Here is a 15,378-nt window from a genome sequence, read left to right on the forward strand (position 1 = left end):
TTTTAGATGGGTCCAAGTCTTTGTACCAGCATGAAAGAAACCAAGACTAGAATAAGTCATGGAAATTAAGTTGATAAAAAGGTTCGGCCACAGGCTCTATAGCGACCTCTAAAAGTTGAATTATAAATTTTGCGGGAGCGGCGAACCTTGACCTTTAGGCCATAGTTGGGCTGCAAGCATTCCTGTAAACATAAGCGTGCATCCCAGAATAGCCCGGGAGGTTAACTGTTCATCCAGAATAATCCATCCGGAAATGGCAGCAAACACGGATTCTAAACTTAAAATAATCGAAGCATGGGCAGGTGGCGCGTCTTTCTGAGCCACTACTTGCAAAGTATAGGCTACCCCGGCAGACATAAATCCACCATATAAAATAGGAAGTAACCCATCCATTATTCCTTGCCAGGAAATATCTTCGACAAAAACAGCTACCATAAAACTCAAGATGGAATTTACACCAAACTGCACTGATGAAAGTTTGATGCAATCTACCCTAGGGGCCAGCCATCCAATTACTAAAACATGCAAAGCAAAAAACACGGCGCAAAGTAAAACCAAAAAATCACCATAGGCAATGGTCAATTCGTTGGTAATTGACAGGAAATAAAGACCAACGACAGCAAGAAATGCCCCTATCAAGACTCCAGGACTAGGCCTTTGCTTCCAGAACAGCCCCAGAATAGGCACAATAACCACGTACAGTCCGGTAATGAATCCGGCCTTGCCTGCTGTGGTGTAGATTATCCCTACTTGCTGCAGCGTACTGCCTCCAAACAATAAGACTCCGGCTATAAGACCCGCTTTTAATGCTGTTGTCAGATCGGAAGGCTGTGAAAGGGGAGAGTTAACACTTTTCTTCTCTCTAAACCAAATCAACGGCCAGAGACTTATGGAACCAAGTCCAAAACGAATGCCATTAAATAAAAAAGGACCAATATGGTCCATGCCCACTCTCTGAGCAACAAATGCTGCCCCCCAGATCATGGCTGCTAAAAAAAGTAAAAAATCTGCCTTGTATATCCTCAGAGCCTGTTTTGCCACCAAATTCTCCTTTTGAAAAAACTAAAGAGAATAATTTTGCTTGAAAGACAATTTTCAGTCAATTCTTTTTGAACTTTTCAAAATTTGACAAAGAGCAGCCCTTAATTTTAAACAATTTTTAACGTCTTTTTAACGTCTTTGAACTCTTAGGGGTTAATCTTCTCATCTTTAATGATTAATACTTGGGGATTTAAGTTTTTTAAACTTCAAAAAACAAAACTTTGGGAGCAAACATGATTCTCATCAATGAACACTATTTAAAGTTGAAATCTTCTTATCTCTTTGCTGATATTGCCCGCCGGGTAGCTTCTTTTCAGGAAAAACATCCGGACATGGAAATCATTAAGCTGGGTATAGGTGACGTAACCCTCCCCCTGCCCAAGGCCTGCCTTGAGGCCATGCACAAGGCAGTAGATGAAATGGGCAAAAGCGAAACCTTTCGTGGTTACGGGCCTGAACAGGGCTATGCTTTTTTACGGGAAAAAATTGCTGAATTTGATTTTCAAGCCAGGGGAGCACAAATTGAACCTGATGAAATCTTCATCAGTGACGGCGCTAAATGCGATACTGGCAATTTCCAGGAACTCTTTGCCCAGGACATTACCATAGCAGTACCAGACCCTGTGTATCCTGTTTATGTTGACACCAATGTCATGGCCGGTCGTACAGGTAGTTTTACAAATGGCCGCTATGAAGGGCTTGTCTACCTGGAGTCAACCAAGGAAAATAATTTTATTCCGGAGCTACCCAAAACACCTGTAGACCTCATTTATCTTTGCTTTCCCAACAACCCCACCGGAGCAACCATCACTAAAGAAGAGTTGAAAAAATGGGTTGATTACGCTCATGAACACAAGGCCCTTATTCTCTTTGATGCTGCCTATGAGGCCTTTATTCGGGATGAGAACCTACCTCATTCCATCTATGAAATTGATGGGGCCAAAGAGGTAGCCATAGAGTTTCGCAGCTTCTCAAAGACTGCCGGTTTTACCGGAACCCGGTGTGCCTACACAGTTGTTCCCAAAGCCTGCATGGCCTACGATCAAAGCGGCAAAAAACACCCTGTGCATGAACTCTGGAATCGCAGGCATACCACCAAATTTAACGGGGTATCTTATCCGGTCCAAAAAGCGGCCGAGGCAGTGTATAGCCCAGAAGGTCAGGAACAGGTTAAAGCAAATATTGATTATTACCTGGAAAATGCCAGGAAGATCCGCACCCAAATGCAAAAATTAGGCTTTGCCTGTGTAGGTGGAGAAAATTCACCCTATGTTTGGATTGATGGTCAAATGGACTCTTGGGAATTTTTTGACCTGCTTTTAAATAAAGCTGGTGTTGTGTGCACTCCAGGTGCTGGTTTTGGCAAATGTGGCCAGGGTTTTATCCGCATCAGCGCTTTTAACAGCCATGAAAATGTGGAAGAGGCTATGCACAGGATTGAAAAAGCATTGAGTTGAACAGTTTAAACTGATTGATGTTGTTAAGTGAAGATTAGTTTGAATGGAAATGGATAAAATTTTTTTCTTGACCGAAGAGCTAGACTCGTTTATAAGCCAGACTCTCTTGTGGTGAGTGTAGCTCAGGTGGTAGAGCCCCTGGTTGTGGCCCAGGTGGTCGCAGGTTCAAGTCCTGTCACTCACCCCAAATGAATTCAAAGGCTTACGATAAAAAATCGTAAGCCTTTTTTATTGCCTGATTTTTAAGGAAAAAGCTATTGATGCTTGTTTTCTGCATAAACCTGCCTGTAATAGTCTAGATAGCCTTCAAACTTCCCTTCCTGAATAGCCTTCCTGGCACCAAAGACAAGATTGAGAAAAAACTGTAAGTTATGAATAGTATTTAACCGGTAGGATAAAAGCTCCCTGGCTATATACAAGTGACGAAGATAGGCCCGTGAAAAATTACGGCAGGTATAGCAGTTACAATTAGGGTCCAGAGGAGATTCATCTTCTCTGTATTCCGCCTTTTTTATATTTATCTTGCCTAGACTGGTAAATAAAGTACCATTACGGGCGTTACGGGTCGGTAAAACACAATCAAACATATCAATGCCTGCATTTATGCCTTCTAAAATATCCAGAGGCTTGCCCACTCCCATCAAGTATCTTGGCTTTTCCACGGGAAGCAAAGGGGCTGTGTAGTACATAAGATCCAGCAATTGCTCTTTGCTCTCACCAACACTTAACCCCCCTATGGCAAATCCTTCAAATGGGATATCAATAATTTGTTCGGCACTCTCCCTGCGCAAATCTTTAAAAAAACCGCCCTGGACAATGCCAAACATAAGTTGCTTACCACTACCCTCAGGATAGGCCTGACGACAACGTTTGGCCCACTCTGTGGTCAGCTTCAAAGACTTTTTTGTATAATCGTAATCAGCTCCATAAGGGACACATTCATCCAGAACCATCATTATGTCTGAGCCAAGATTTTTCTGGATAGAAATGACCTTTTCCGGCGTAAAAAAATGTTTAGAGCCATCAATATGGGAGGAAAACTCAACTCCGTCCGGAGTAAGCCGTCTTAGCGCAGAGAGACTAAAGACCTGAAAGCCTCCCGAATCAGTAAGTATTGGCTTGTCCCAGCGCATAAACTTATGCAGTCCGCCTAAGCGGGCAATGAGTTCATCGCCAGGGCGCAAATAAAGATGATAAGTATTGCCCAAAATAATCTGGGCGGAAATATCCTCCAAGTCATCGGGCCCAAGACTCTTAACCGTGCCCTGGGTTCCCACAGGCATAAATATCGGCGTTTCAACTTCTCCATGAGCAGTCATAAGTCTGCCTGCCCTGGCCATCCCATCCTGATGCTCTATTTTAAACTGACCAATTTTCATTACTAAAACCTATTATGAGTTTGTTCTATAGAGTCTGTGGCCAAACCTTATTTTAACCGCTGATTGAAAGTTTTGGTTTCTGAAATGCATTACAAACGGCTTAGGAAAAACAAAGTTAAGTTTTTAGCCCAAACTTCGGACAGATATCACTTAATTCACACTCACCGCACTTTGGTTTTCTGGCAGTGCATATTTCCCGGCCAAACAAGACCAGGACATGATTAAGCAGACCCCAATCTTTTTTGGGAAACAAAACCATTAAATCCTTTTCAATAATGTTTGGATTTTTGGATGTCGTCAGTCCAAGCCGAAAACTCAACCTCTTCACATGGGTGTCTACGGCAATGCCTTCATTTTTTCCAAAAGCATTTGATAAGACAATATTTGCTGTTTTTCTTGCAACTCCGGGCAAAATTACAAGTTCTTCCATAGTCTCTGGAACGTGCCCATTAAAATCCGTGCATATTTTTTGGGCCGCTGCCACCAGATTTTTGGCCTTGTTCCGATAAAAACCGGTACTCCTGATTACGGCTTCCACCTCGGCTAGATCAGCCTGAGCCAAGGCCTTTACATCCGGCCACTTGCGAAAAAATTCTGGAGTAACCTGATTTACTCGTTGATCAGTACACTGAGCAGCCAGCACCGTGGCCACCAAAAGTTGCCATGGATCAGCCCAGTTCAATGCTGTTTTAGGGGCTGGATAACGGCTTCTTAATCTTTGTAAGATTACGCTGGCCCGTTCTTTTTTATTCATCGGTCGCTTATTCCCTTTCTATATCTATAGAATCCACTGTCGAACAATTTAACCAATTTTCCCCCATCCATCAAACTTGGATTTTAGCCAATTATTTGTTAATCTAAAAAAAACCAAGGAGGAGATTATGCTTGCGATTCTGGACTACCGCGCCGGCAATTTAACCAGTGTCAAAAGGGCTCTGGACTTTTTACAAATACCCTGCGAGATTACCAACGATCCAAACAAATTGCATCAAGCCCAGGGAATAATCTTCCCTGGAGTTGGGGCTGCAGGTTCAGCCATGCAAAACTTGCAAAAAAATAATCTGGATCAGGTATTAAAAGATCTGGTCCAGAAGAATAAACCCTTACTCGGTATTTGCCTGGGTTGTCAGATCATCCTTGAATACAGCCCGGAAAACAACACTGACACTTTAGGGATTATCCCGGGAAAGTGTGCCAAATTTAATCCTGACCTAACCGATGACCAAGGTCTACCCATAAATATTCCCCACATGGGGTGGAATAAAGTCCATCTGGAAAAAGATTGCCTGCTTCTTAAAGGCGTTGACAAGGATGCTGAATTTTATTTTGTGCACAGTTATTATCCGGTACCAGAACCCGAATTTATCATTGGAACCACTATTTACGGACAGAAATTCTGCTCAATACACGGCCGAGACGGACTTTGGGCTGTTCAATTCCACCCTGAAAAGAGCGGTCGGCCCGGTTTAAAAATCTTGCAAAATTTCTATAATTTTTGCCAGGAGATAAATAATGCTTAGTAAAAGAATCATACCCTGTTTGGATGTTCGAGACGGCAAGCTAACCAAGGGGATAAAATTCAAAGGAAATGTGGATATCGGCGATCCCGTTGAAACAGCCAGGATTTATTATGAACAAGGGGCCGATGAAATCGTCTTTTACGATATAACCGCATCTCATGAAGGGCGCGGCATTATGCTCAAGGTGGTGGAACAGGTAGCCTCCCAGATTTTTATCCCCTTTTCAGTGGGTGGAGGTATAAGTTCTGTGGAAGATATGCGCGCTGTTCTTCTAGCAGGTGCGGAAAAAATTTCTGTTAACTCCGCAGCAGTTAAAAACCCAAAAATCATAGCAGATGGTGCCGATGCTTTTGGTTCTCAATGCATTGTTGTAGGCATGGATGTGTTGCGGGTCAATAAATCCGAACAAATCCCCTCCGGATATGAAATTGTTATCCACGGTGGAAGAAAACCTATGGGCATAGACGCCCTGTGGTGGGCACAGGAAGTAGAAAGGCTTGGAGCAGGCGAACTCTGCATTAATTCCATTGATGCAGACGGGACCAAAGACGGTTATGAACTAAATCTCACGCGGTTAATAGCAGAAAATGTGCGCATCCCTGTCATCGCCTCTGGCGGAGCTGGGAACCCGCAACATATGGTTGATGCCGTGACAAAAGGCAGGGCTTCCGCAGCACTGATAGCCTCTATCGTCCATTACGGTGAATACACTATTCCTGAGATTAAAAAGTATATGCATGACCAAGGAGTCAAGGTAAGGATGGTCTGGTAATGGGAAAGATTATTATAGAATCTATGACCCACTGCGAAGCCGAAGTAGTGACCAAAGAGATCCCCAAAACCGATGATTTTGAAAAAAGGATAAAAACAATCCTGGAAACCATGCGCATGAACAAGTTTCAGGCCGTGGTATGGGATGGGGAAACTTATTTAGGAGGGACGTGGTACGACCCCATTCGGCAAAAATGGACAGCCGAATATAAAGACTATCTTTGGCAAGATGCCAGTGAATTTCAGAATGATTAAAAAAAGAGCGGCCCACAAGCCGCCCTTACTATTTCCAAATACCTTTCTAGCTATTTTTTATCATAAGTTCCGCTTCTGCCGCCACTTTTGTGCACCAATTGACATCTTTCAATGACAATATCTTTCTGCACTGCCTTGCACATATCGTAAATGGTCATGCAGGCTACCTGTGCAGCGACCAGGGCTTCCATTTCCACTCCTGTGCTCGCGGTCGTTCTAGCCTCTGCTTCTACCCGAATCAAACTTTCTTGATCATCTATTTCAAAACGGACATCTACAAAATTTAAAAAAAGAGGATGGCACAAGGGAATGAGCTCAGCAGTCTTCTTGGCCGCCATAATCCCGGCTATTTTGGCCGTTGTCAGGACATCGCCTTTAGGCAGGGCGTTCTCTTTTAGTAAGGCCATAGTTTCAGGAGAAACGCGGACAAAGCTCTCCACAATAGCCTTACGTATAGTTTCGGGCTTGTGTCCTACATCAACCATTGTAACCTGTCCGTTCTGGTCAATATGAGTCAATTTTTTCGACATTTTTAATCTGTGAATGCTCTTGAGATTTTCAGATTTAGGGCAAAACGTGCAAGGCCTTGAAATTCTTGTTGCTCTCAACCTTTAGTTATTAGTATCACCTATCACCTTTTTAAAGAAACTTTTTACCTTGCTCCCCACCTTTTCCTGCTCCAAACGCTCAAATTCGCGTAAAAGCTCTACTTGCTTCTTGGTCAAGCGAGTAGGAGTTTTGACTATAACCTCAACTAACAAATCACCATGTTGGGTACTTCCCAGGTAAGGCAGTCCCAACCCTTTGAGCTTAAAAATCTTCCCGCTTTGTGTGCCTTTGGGGATTTCCATTGGAACTGGTTCATCCAAAGTGGGCACCTCAACCTTGGCACCCAGGGCAGCCTGGACAAAGCTGATTTCCACTTGAGTAATTAAATCCTGGCCATGACGTTTAAAAACATCATCTTCCTGAACATAAATAACCACGTAGAGATCGCCAGGGGGGCCTCCATGCTCTCCAGGTTCACCTTCACCGCGCAGACGCAATCGGCTACCATTGTCTACTCCTGCAGGAACCCGGACCTTAATCTTCTTTTTGACATTAACAATCCCTCTTCCACGGCATTTACTGCAAGGATGACTAATTATAGTCCCCTGTCCATGACAAACAGGGCATGGCATGGATACTCGAAAGAAACCTTGTGAACGATAAACCTGCCCCGACCCCTGACAATGGGCACAGGTTTCCACCCTGTGTCCTGGTTCAGCCCCTGTTCCTTGACAGCGGTCACAGGTTTCCCGTTTAGGGATGTTTAAATCTACCTCAGTACCTTTGGCTGCCTCGCGAAAAGAAATTGTCAAATTATAACGCAGGTCAGCACCAGATCGAGGCCTTGGACCGGATTGGCTTGAGCCAAAACCAAAAAACTCCGAGAATATGTCACTAAAAGTGGAGAATATATCCTCAGCAGAGTGAAAGCCCTGAAAGCCGTTATCACTTACCCCTTCATGACCAAATTGGTCATAACGGGCTCTCTTTTCCGGATCACGCAAGACTTCATAGGCCTCGGCTGCCTCTTTAAAAAGAGCTTCTGCCTGAGGATCATCAGGATTTCTATCCGGATGGTATTTAAAGGCTAACTTTCGATAGGCTTTTTTTATCTCTTCATAAGAGGCACTCCGCGATACCCCCAAAACTTCATAATAATCCCTTTTGGCCATATTTAGTCAACCTTAATCCCTGCCTTTTCAATGGAATTGGATGGCAAAATCTTTCCGGCTGCAATTTCACGCAAAGAAGTAACTATTTCCTTGTTTTTGCTTTCAACAAGAGGCTTATAACCCTCTCTATATTGCTTAACTCTTTTGATAGCCATCTGTACTAAAAGAAATCTGTTGTTTACCTGCTGCAAGCAATCTTCTACTGTAATTCTAGCCATATTTACCTCACCTGATTTAAAAGTGTTATGTTTTAATTTTTTACCTGTTGGTTATTATATGTTTAGTTTTACAGAATTTAAGGTATAAAAAGCAACCAACTCACTTTTTCACTATTCCACCTTTGTCTTTAAATCATCAAGCAAGCTACTGTCTACTACATAGTAGCTGCTCTGCCCTGCAATCTGCACCCAGCACTTGTCCGCTGGCAAAGCGGAATCTTCATAAAAATAGACTTTGACCAAATCTTTATCTTGCTTGTCTTTGACTGCCCAGGTCACAGACCTGGATGCTGTTGAGGGAAGTTGAGACTTGGGGTCTTGTTCATATTTTAGGTCACTAAGACGCCACAGATAAAGCCCCATACCAGGAACTTCTTGATCACTATCTTTGTGTTTCCAGACACCATTCACTTTATATAACTGAACATTCTTTCCGGAAACGACCAAATCCATTTTATGGGCCTGGCCAGTATCCAGTTGAACAATACTGCGGTCCTTAAGCAAAAAAGAGGTTTTATTTAGGTTATCATGCTGTGCTTGGTCAAGAACAAAATACCACTTATTTTGGTCAACCTGGGCTAAATATTTTTCCTTGGCCTTGAAAATTTTTATTTTTAAAGGAGTTTTGCTACCCCGATGAAATACTTCCAAAGTAAATTGGAGCCTTGCTTGATCCTTTTTAAAATCAAGGCCTTGAGCACGCATTGATCCTAGCTCAAAGAAAAGAGACGTGGCTTCAGAGGATGATACCTTGTACCTCGTTATCTCCTCAGGGGCATTAAACGTAAATTCACCGTCTTTTTTCAACACATCCCAGCGGGTAGAGTTATTTTCTAAAAGTCGGACCCTTGTTATTTGCTCATCATCAAAAGGCAAAAGTTTTAGCTCGTAATATGTATCGCTTCCTGCTCCTACCTTGTCAGCATAAGCCGCATTCATCAAAAGGAGCTCCCCGGGATATGAGGAAGATAAAGCATAGACACCATCCTCAGAAGGATTTTTGTCCCCTACCTGCACAGACCATTTTTCCTGAGCATAAATAACTAATTGCTTGGGCTTGTCCAGTCCAAACTCGCCTACCTTGTCCTTATCCAGAGAACCCAAAAAACGCTTAGGCGAATTGACCTGCAAGAAATCAATCAGGGCATCAACCTTTGTTTGATCAGCATATGGCCGGATATCTCGACCCTTTTCCTTGACGCGCCATTTATCCTTGTCTTTTACGAGTTCGAATTGATCAAATTGTATTTTAACAATATCAAACTTTTTAAAATCCGGCCAATTCGCTTTTTGCTCATCCTTTTTTTCCGGCCACAAAAATACACCGGCCCAGATAAAAGCAAGCAAGATGATTAGAAAAACCAGCCGTTTCATTCCTCTCCCCTTAAACATTTAATTCGACATCAAGCATTCAACATTCTCAACATTTTCTTCTCTTCATACCCACATAAACAGCCATCAATACACACAGCAAAGGTAAAACTACAAGAGGAACCCAGGTAATAAGGCGCTGTTGCCATACATTTAAAAAGAGCAATGAATTGGCCAGCTTTGGCTTGGAAATAGCCAGAGTATCCTCCTTTTCCCTAAGCCAGTTCAAAGAGTTGCGGGCCAGATCCATATTCCCGGACAGCCCAATAAACTGGTTGGTTAGAAAATCATTATCACCAAAGACTACCACCCTGGACTTTAAGGTAGCGTTTGAGTCCTTTTCCTGAAACTCGTTTTCATAAACAACAGCCAGCCATAATGGCCCCTGAATGTCCTTGCCCGGATCAAAACGAGCCTGTCCTTTTTTCAGACTGGCCAAATCTGTCTCCAACCAGGCGCTCCCTGTACTGCGGCCCAAAGGAGTTATCTGGTATTTAGCCTGTGCTTCAGCTTCTTCCTCAAAGGCCGTACAGGTGGGGAAGATAGTCATCAAGTTAAAATCTTCGGTAATTTTATGGTAGGGATAATCTTGAATCAAAGGACTCAGATAGTCGCCCACAATCAACTTACTCATCGGATCCAAAATCAAGCCGGAAAGACGTTTCAAGTGTAGATTGTCTTTAATCCACAGATCCAGATTAGTCTCTGTTTCTGCATTTAAGGCCAGAAACAGCCTCCCACCTGTATTCAAATAATCAGTCAAAAGAGCCAGTTCATGCTTTAAAAAATCTTTCTGTGGCCCAATGATTACCAGAGCTGACGCATCTTCAGGAACTTTTTTCTCCCTGGCCAAAAGTAGCTTCTCAAGCTCAACTCCCTGATTCTTTAAAACATCCTTTAGTTGAGTAATGCTCTTTTCTCCAAAACCTGAAAAAGGTACTTCACCATGACCCTGAACAAAGTAAAATTTGGCCTTTTCCGGATTGGACACCCTGATCAGTCCATTGGTCAATTTTTCTTCATCAGGAAATAGTATCTTCTCCTGCCTGTTCTCACTTAATAGAACTACTTCTCCTGTTTGGCGCACTTTGAATTCCTTAGCCCTAAAAGGAGACCTGTCCGGATCCACAAACTCAAAGCTAAAATTAGTACTTTCTTTAGCATACAACTTTAAAAGATCTTCCAAGTTTTTACGCCCGGCTTCTCCGGGACGATAAAAACAAAGTACCTTAACCGGTCTTTCCAAGTGTTTTAGGACTTTAATAGTCTGTTTGGAAAGAGAGTAGCGCTTGTTTTTAGTTGTATCATATTGAAGGTCAGCCTTATTAGCTAAAACATTCAGGCCTACCAGCACTGCCAGACCCACAATTATAGTCCCGGATAATTGCCCAAACTTCTTCCAGGTCATCTTTTTACTCCTTCATCTTCTCCTAACTTCTTAGCTTCCCATCTTCTTATCTTCTCATCTTCCCCTCACGCTCTCCATCTCTGGTTTTCCAAGCTGAGCATGGTCAATCCCACAAAAGCCAAAATAAAAGTAAAATAATAAGTAAGATCAGGTACAGACAACACGCCTTTAGTAAAGGAATCAAAATGACTGAGTAAAGACAAAGCCTCAACAACTGGTTTAAAAAACTCAGGGACTAGTTCCTTTACCCAGGACAGAAGCCAGAGTAAAAGCAAGGCTCCGAAACTCAGCGTAGCCGAAACAATCTGATTCTCAGTCAAAGAAGAAATAAAGATTCCAATACTGGCAAAGCTCAGGGCCAGAAGCAAAAGCCCAAAATATCCAGTCACCGTGGGTAATAGTTCAGGCTGGGCATAGACAAAGAGAAAAGCCGGCCCTACTCCGCTCAAAACAAGGGCAATGGTCAAAAAACCAGCAACGGCCAGGAGCTTACCCAGCACAATTTGATATTCCTGAACCGGATAACTGAGCAAAAGTTCAAACGTACCCATGCGCTTTTCCTCACTAAAAGTACGCATGGTCAAAAGGGGTATAAAAAAGAGTAGAATTACTCCTGCATTCTGCAAAAAAGGACGAATCACCCATTCCTGGGGAGTAAAATTCTCCACTCCCGAATTTTGCATAACCTGCAAACTAAAAAGTTGGAATTGCCCTACAAGAGATACAAAAAAATAACCGGAGATAAATAAAAAGCAGCCCAAAACAATATAGGCCAGTGGAGAACGAAACAAAATCATCCAATCTTTCCGAGCCAGAGTTAGAGTATGCATTAGGCTTCTCCTTGTTTATACACTAAATTGACAAAGGCCTGCTCCAGGCTCAAATCCATAGGCCTAAATTCCAGGATCTTACCATTTAGTCCATATACAAAGTCCGATAGATCAGCCCGAATATCTTTACCTGGCTCTGCCTGAACATGAATTATAACCTCATCTTTAGAAGTCTGTATATCAAATTGATGTACACCTTTAAGAGCCGAAAGCCTTTCTTTGAGTTCATCCATATTTACAGTCTCAAAACCGACCCGTAACAGATGTCTGCCCCGACCAGCCCTTTGAACCAGGTTATCGACGTTGTCATCAGCCAATATACGACCTTTATTTATTATAATAACCCGATCACAAATTAACTCCACTTCCGGCAAAATATGAGTGCTTAAAAGAATAGTCCTCTCTTTTCCCAGTTCTCGAATCAGCTCTCTGATCTCTCGAATCTGCCCTGGATCCAGGCCCACAGTTGGTTCATCCAAAATTAAAAGCTTCGGATTGCCCAGTATGGCTTGAGCTAGACCTACCCTTTGCCGGTAACCTTTAGAAAGATGACCGATAAGCTTATTTTTAACCGGGGTTAACCCACATTTTCCCATTACTTCTTGAACGTCTTTGTCAGCATGGACGCAAGACTTAATTCTAGCCACCCATCGCAAGTACTCAATAACTTTCAGCTCAGGATAAATGGGAGCGGTTTCCGGTAAATAACCCAAGTTTTTACGCAGCAATAGAGGAGCCTTCTGAATATCCTGACCATCAAATAGCACCTGACCTGAGGAAGGAACAAGATATCCGGTCAAAATACGCATCGTACTGGACTTACCAGCTCCGTTTGGTCCCAAAAAGCCCAAGATCTCGCCCTGGTTTAAGTGGAAGTTTAAATTATGAAGAACCTGATTGCGTCCATAAAAAAGATTCAAGTCTTTAACCTGAAGCATACGTCACACCCCAGTAGTCACTTAAAAGGTTGTTAAAAATACTTGATTTCTCGTCTGAACCGACAAAATGTTTATGGCGGCAAAGACATATGAAGAAAAAGTTGATGAGCTGAATAGTTGTAGTTATAAGTATAATTGACATTTTTGGGCTGTCAAGGAGACCATAGTGGACTCAGAATCTAGCGTGCTGCACTTGGCTCTACTCAAGCCGGCGGTCTTATACTCACTTCCTGATAAATCTCAGCAATAGCCTTATGTACATAACTACGGAGGTCGCCAATGCTCAGGCCAGGAATAAAAATCGCTTCTTTTGGACAGGCTCCTTCACAAACCCCACATCCATGACATTTTTTTGCTTGGATGAAGATGACTTTTTTACCTAGCCTTTTTTTGTTATCCACAAGTTCCAGTGCGCCTGTAGGACAGATATCTACACAAATTGCACAACCATCACACCTGTCGCGGTCCAGATGCGCTACTACCCTGGAATCTGGAAACTCTTTTTCATTAACAACAAACATAATAACTTCCTCGTCGAAGAGAGATAAAAAATAAAGAAATTATGTCACAACGTTCCAAACTTAACTATGCTCAAAAAGTTTGTCTAGGCCGGTGCGGAAAATTAATGCAAAAAACCGGGATGATTTGGCCCGGAGCACGCATAGGTGTGGCCTTGTCCGGCGGTGTAGACAGTTGGACCATGCTAAAAGTGCTTCTTCTAAGACAGAGGATTGTCCCTTTTTTCTTCGAAATAATGGTCCTGCATTTAAATCCGGGCTTTGAGCCAGAAAACCATACTCCCCTTTTAGAATGGTTAAAAAAACACCAACTTCCAGCTCATATAGAAGTGACTGATTTCGGCCCATATGCTCACTCAAGCAAAAACCGCAAAAAATCTCCCTGTTTTTTATGTGCCTGGAACAGACGGAAACGTTTGTTCCAATTGTGTGCTGAATATAACCTGACTCACCTTGCCCTGGGGCATAACTCTGATGACCTCGTGACCACCTTTTTTATGAATTTATTTCAAACCGGACGGGTGGAAGGACTTTCTCCCAATGAAAAATTCTTTTCCGGTCGGCTCAGAGTTATCCGCCCTATGCTCCTAGTTGAAAAAAAATATATCCGCCAAGCTGCCAACAAGTGGAATTTGCCTGTATGGGACAATCCATGCCCCTCGGCCCAGTCCACTAAAAGGTCGGAAATTACGGCCATGATTTCCGAATTAACCAAAGACAACAAGACGATTAAAAAAAATATTTTCAATGCCTTAAAAAAATGGCAACTTGACTTTTATCAATAGTTCAACTAGCGAAAATGAATGATTGTGACCTGAGAATCAGATAACGGTCAACTACTTAACCACAAACAAATCAGTACAACTAAATTCTATCGTTTAAACTAAACTAAACCAATCGCGCCAAATCATGCTTTTCCAAAAATATCAAATAGTTGTTTTTAAAGAAAAACAAGGTTGTTGCCGTAAATTTCGTCTCAGGGGTTGGACCACTATCTTTATTTTTTTGGCTATAATCGTCCTGGTGGGAACGAATATCTATCTGTGGAAAAATTTCCAAAAATTCCGCTCTATTGAAAAGCAACTCACTCTATCCAAGACTCTGGTTCAGAAACAAAAAGTCCAGCTTTTGACTTTTGCCAATAAAATAAAGAGATTGGAAACTGATCTTTCCCGGATCAAAGAGTTTGATACCAAGCTGCGAGTGATGATGAACTTGGAACCCGAACAGGTTTCGCTCAACTCTCTGGGCGGTGCACCAGACAAAGGATTTCCCAATACCTATTTTCCTCTATATCGTCAGGAACTTTTGACGCGCAAGATGCATAATTTTTTAGACCAACTTAGTACTGAAGCCCGTCTAGAGGAAATCAGGCAACAAGAACTACTCGAAACTATACGCAGCCAAAAAAATATCTTGGCCGCTACCCCTTCTATCTGGCCCACTCAGGGCTGGATTTCCTCTGAGTTTGGTTACCGCATCTCCCCTTTTACAGGTCGTAGGGAATTCCACAAAGGTCTTGATATCTCCGGACCAGTGGGTACGCCCATCTATGCACCTGCAGAAGGCAAAGTTGTCTTTGCAGGTAAAGATGGCAGCTACGGTATTTCTTTAGTTATTGACCACGGCTTAGGTATAACCACCCGATATGCTCACCTATCACGTTATGTAGTCAAAAAAAAGCAAAAGGTGGCCAGGGGAGAAATCATAGCCTATATGGGTAATTCGGGTCGCAGTACCGGTCCCCATTTGCATTATGAAGTTCGTCTGAATGGCATGCCTGTCAATCCATTACGCTATATATTAAATTAAAGCTTCATACTTTCTGACACGATTAACATCCTCAAATTACTACACAATTGAAGAGTGCATTTTCTAAAATGCATTACAAACGGCTTGGGTAACACATCTTGGCGAAGATTGCGGAAGTGCTGTGCATAGGGAGGTTATT

17 protein-coding genes and 1 tRNA gene are annotated in these 15,378 nt (G+C 42.6%); 7 read left to right on the forward strand and 11 right to left on the reverse strand.

The genetic code is table 11. From position 1 onward, the window contains the following. Positions 1-120: 120 nt before the first annotated feature. Positions 121-1,041 carry a DMT family transporter gene (locus tag AC3WVG_RS09640; protein WP_488797918.1) on the reverse strand — a complete coding sequence of 307 codons (921 nt, stop codon included), beginning with the start codon at positions 1,039-1,041 and terminating at the stop codon, positions 121-123. A gap of 233 nt (positions 1,042-1,274) precedes the next feature. Between AC3WVG_RS09640 and AC3WVG_RS09645 the strand changes: the two genes are divergently transcribed. Beyond that, positions 1,275-2,498 (forward strand): LL-diaminopimelate aminotransferase, encoded by a 1,224-nt coding sequence (locus AC3WVG_RS09645; RefSeq protein WP_488797919.1) that lies wholly within the window; start codon positions 1,275-1,277, stop codon positions 2,496-2,498. A 111-nt stretch (positions 2,499-2,609) separates the two neighbouring features. After that, positions 2,610-2,685: transfer RNA gene (locus AC3WVG_RS09650), tRNA-His, on the forward strand. Positions 2,686-2,752: 67 nt separating this feature from the next. Here the strand turns inward: AC3WVG_RS09650 and tgt are convergent. After that, on the reverse strand, positions 2,753-3,877 hold the full coding sequence (gene tgt / locus AC3WVG_RS09655; RefSeq protein WP_488797920.1) for a tRNA guanosine(34) transglycosylase Tgt: 1,125 nt from the start codon (positions 3,875-3,877) through the stop codon (positions 2,753-2,755). Between the two features lie 115 nt (positions 3,878-3,992). Then, positions 3,993-4,631, reverse strand: a complete 639-nt coding sequence (gene nth, locus AC3WVG_RS09660) for an endonuclease III (protein ID WP_488797921.1) — start codon at positions 4,629-4,631, stop codon at positions 3,993-3,995. Between the two features lie 127 nt (positions 4,632-4,758). Here nth and hisH point away from each other — a divergent pair, with 127 nt between their 5' ends. The 3 genes from hisH to AC3WVG_RS09675 are packed head-to-tail and all read left to right on the forward strand — an operon-like array spanning position 4,759 to position 6,423. Then, a complete protein-coding gene (hisH, locus tag AC3WVG_RS09665; protein ID WP_488797922.1) occupies positions 4,759-5,397 on the forward strand; it encodes an imidazole glycerol phosphate synthase subunit HisH in 639 nt (212 codons plus the stop codon). Continuing rightward, complete coding sequence (hisF, locus tag AC3WVG_RS09670; protein ID WP_488797923.1) at positions 5,390-6,169, forward strand: imidazole glycerol phosphate synthase subunit HisF; 780 nt, start codon at positions 5,390-5,392, stop codon at positions 6,167-6,169. The genes hisH and hisF overlap by 8 nt, the downstream gene beginning before the upstream one ends. Then, positions 6,169-6,423 (forward strand): hypothetical protein, encoded by a 255-nt coding sequence (locus AC3WVG_RS09675; RefSeq protein WP_488797924.1) that lies wholly within the window; start codon positions 6,169-6,171, stop codon positions 6,421-6,423. The genes hisF and AC3WVG_RS09675 overlap by 1 nt, the downstream gene beginning before the upstream one ends. A gap of 50 nt (positions 6,424-6,473) precedes the next feature. On the opposite strand, the gene moaC is transcribed toward AC3WVG_RS09675, so the two are convergent. The 8 genes from moaC to AC3WVG_RS09715 form a co-directional block, all read right to left on the reverse strand. After that, positions 6,474-6,953, reverse strand: coding sequence for a cyclic pyranopterin monophosphate synthase MoaC (moaC, locus tag AC3WVG_RS09680; RefSeq protein WP_488797925.1), 480 nt, complete (start codon positions 6,951-6,953; stop codon positions 6,474-6,476). Positions 6,954-7,034: 81 nt separating this feature from the next. After that, the gene (dnaJ, locus tag AC3WVG_RS09685; RefSeq protein WP_488797926.1) at positions 7,035-8,144 is read right to left on the reverse strand and encodes a molecular chaperone DnaJ; all 1,110 of its coding nucleotides are present in this window, start codon (positions 8,142-8,144) and stop codon (positions 7,035-7,037) included. Positions 8,145-8,146: 2 nt separating this feature from the next. Continuing rightward, positions 8,147-8,362, reverse strand: coding sequence for a DNA-directed RNA polymerase subunit omega (gene rpoZ / locus AC3WVG_RS09690; RefSeq protein WP_252380976.1), 216 nt, complete (start codon positions 8,360-8,362; stop codon positions 8,147-8,149). A gap of 111 nt (positions 8,363-8,473) precedes the next feature. After that, complete coding sequence (locus tag AC3WVG_RS09695; RefSeq protein WP_488797927.1) at positions 8,474-9,736, reverse strand: DUF4340 domain-containing protein; 1,263 nt, start codon at positions 9,734-9,736, stop codon at positions 8,474-8,476. Positions 9,737-9,782: 46 nt separating this feature from the next. After that, positions 9,783-11,141, reverse strand: coding sequence for a GldG family protein (locus AC3WVG_RS09700; RefSeq protein WP_488797928.1), 1,359 nt, complete (start codon positions 11,139-11,141; stop codon positions 9,783-9,785). A gap of 65 nt (positions 11,142-11,206) precedes the next feature. Continuing rightward, a complete protein-coding gene (locus AC3WVG_RS09705; protein ID WP_488797929.1) occupies positions 11,207-11,971 on the reverse strand; it encodes an ABC transporter permease in 765 nt (254 codons plus the stop codon). Further along, positions 11,971-12,909 (reverse strand): ABC transporter ATP-binding protein, encoded by a 939-nt coding sequence (locus AC3WVG_RS09710; protein WP_488797930.1) that lies wholly within the window; start codon positions 12,907-12,909, stop codon positions 11,971-11,973. Before AC3WVG_RS09710 ends, AC3WVG_RS09705 begins: the two co-directional genes overlap by 1 nt. 203 nt (positions 12,910-13,112) lie before the next feature. Next, on the reverse strand, positions 13,113-13,430 hold the full coding sequence (locus tag AC3WVG_RS09715) for a 4Fe-4S binding protein (RefSeq protein WP_488797931.1): 318 nt from the start codon (positions 13,428-13,430) through the stop codon (positions 13,113-13,115). A 41-nt stretch (positions 13,431-13,471) separates the two neighbouring features. On the opposite strand from AC3WVG_RS09715, the gene AC3WVG_RS09720 reads away from it, so the two are divergent. Beyond that, a complete protein-coding gene (locus tag AC3WVG_RS09720) occupies positions 13,472-14,212 on the forward strand; it encodes a tRNA lysidine(34) synthetase (protein ID WP_488797932.1) in 741 nt (246 codons plus the stop codon). Positions 14,213-14,336: 124 nt separating this feature from the next. Next, on the forward strand, positions 14,337-15,239 hold the full coding sequence (locus AC3WVG_RS09725) for a M23 family metallopeptidase (protein ID WP_488797933.1): 903 nt from the start codon (positions 14,337-14,339) through the stop codon (positions 15,237-15,239). Positions 15,240-15,378 lie beyond the last annotated feature (139 nt).

This window comes from Desulfovulcanus sp., from assembly GCF_982781345.1.

Excerpts from the sequence above, each read along its gene's own strand:
- hisF (WP_488797923.1), top strand. The coding sequence starts at position 5,390 with ATGCTTAGTAAAAGAATCATACCCTGTTTGGATGTTCGAGACGGCAAG.
- AC3WVG_RS09715 (WP_488797931.1), bottom strand. The coding sequence starts at position 13,430 with ATGTTTGTTGTTAATGAAAAAGAGTTTCCAGATTCCAGGGTAGTAGCG.
- moaC (WP_488797925.1), bottom strand. The coding sequence starts at position 6,953 with ATGTCGAAAAAATTGACTCATATTGACCAGAACGGACAGGTTACAATG.
- nth (WP_488797921.1), bottom strand. The coding sequence starts at position 4,631 with ATGAATAAAAAAGAACGGGCCAGCGTAATCTTACAAAGATTAAGAAGC.
- AC3WVG_RS09695 (WP_488797927.1), bottom strand. The coding sequence starts at position 9,736 with ATGAAACGGCTGGTTTTTCTAATCATCTTGCTTGCTTTTATCTGGGCC.
- tgt (WP_488797920.1), bottom strand. The coding sequence starts at position 3,877 with ATGAAAATTGGTCAGTTTAAAATAGAGCATCAGGATGGGATGGCCAGG.
- rpoZ (WP_252380976.1), bottom strand. The coding sequence starts at position 8,362 with ATGGCTAGAATTACAGTAGAAGATTGCTTGCAGCAGGTAAACAACAGA.
- AC3WVG_RS09675 (WP_488797924.1), top strand. The coding sequence starts at position 6,169 with ATGGGAAAGATTATTATAGAATCTATGACCCACTGCGAAGCCGAAGTA.
- AC3WVG_RS09700 (WP_488797928.1), bottom strand. The coding sequence starts at position 11,141 with ATGACCTGGAAGAAGTTTGGGCAATTATCCGGGACTATAATTGTGGGT.
- AC3WVG_RS09720 (WP_488797932.1), top strand. The coding sequence starts at position 13,472 with ATGTCACAACGTTCCAAACTTAACTATGCTCAAAAAGTTTGTCTAGGC.
- dnaJ (WP_488797926.1), bottom strand. The coding sequence starts at position 8,144 with ATGGCCAAAAGGGATTATTATGAAGTTTTGGGGGTATCGCGGAGTGCC.
- hisH (WP_488797922.1), top strand. The coding sequence starts at position 4,759 with ATGCTTGCGATTCTGGACTACCGCGCCGGCAATTTAACCAGTGTCAAA.
- AC3WVG_RS09705 (WP_488797929.1), bottom strand. The coding sequence starts at position 11,971 with ATGCATACTCTAACTCTGGCTCGGAAAGATTGGATGATTTTGTTTCGT.
- AC3WVG_RS09645 (WP_488797919.1), top strand. The coding sequence starts at position 1,275 with ATGATTCTCATCAATGAACACTATTTAAAGTTGAAATCTTCTTATCTC.
- AC3WVG_RS09725 (WP_488797933.1), top strand. The coding sequence starts at position 14,337 with ATGCTTTTCCAAAAATATCAAATAGTTGTTTTTAAAGAAAAACAAGGT.
- AC3WVG_RS09710 (WP_488797930.1), bottom strand. The coding sequence starts at position 12,909 with ATGCTTCAGGTTAAAGACTTGAATCTTTTTTATGGACGCAATCAGGTT.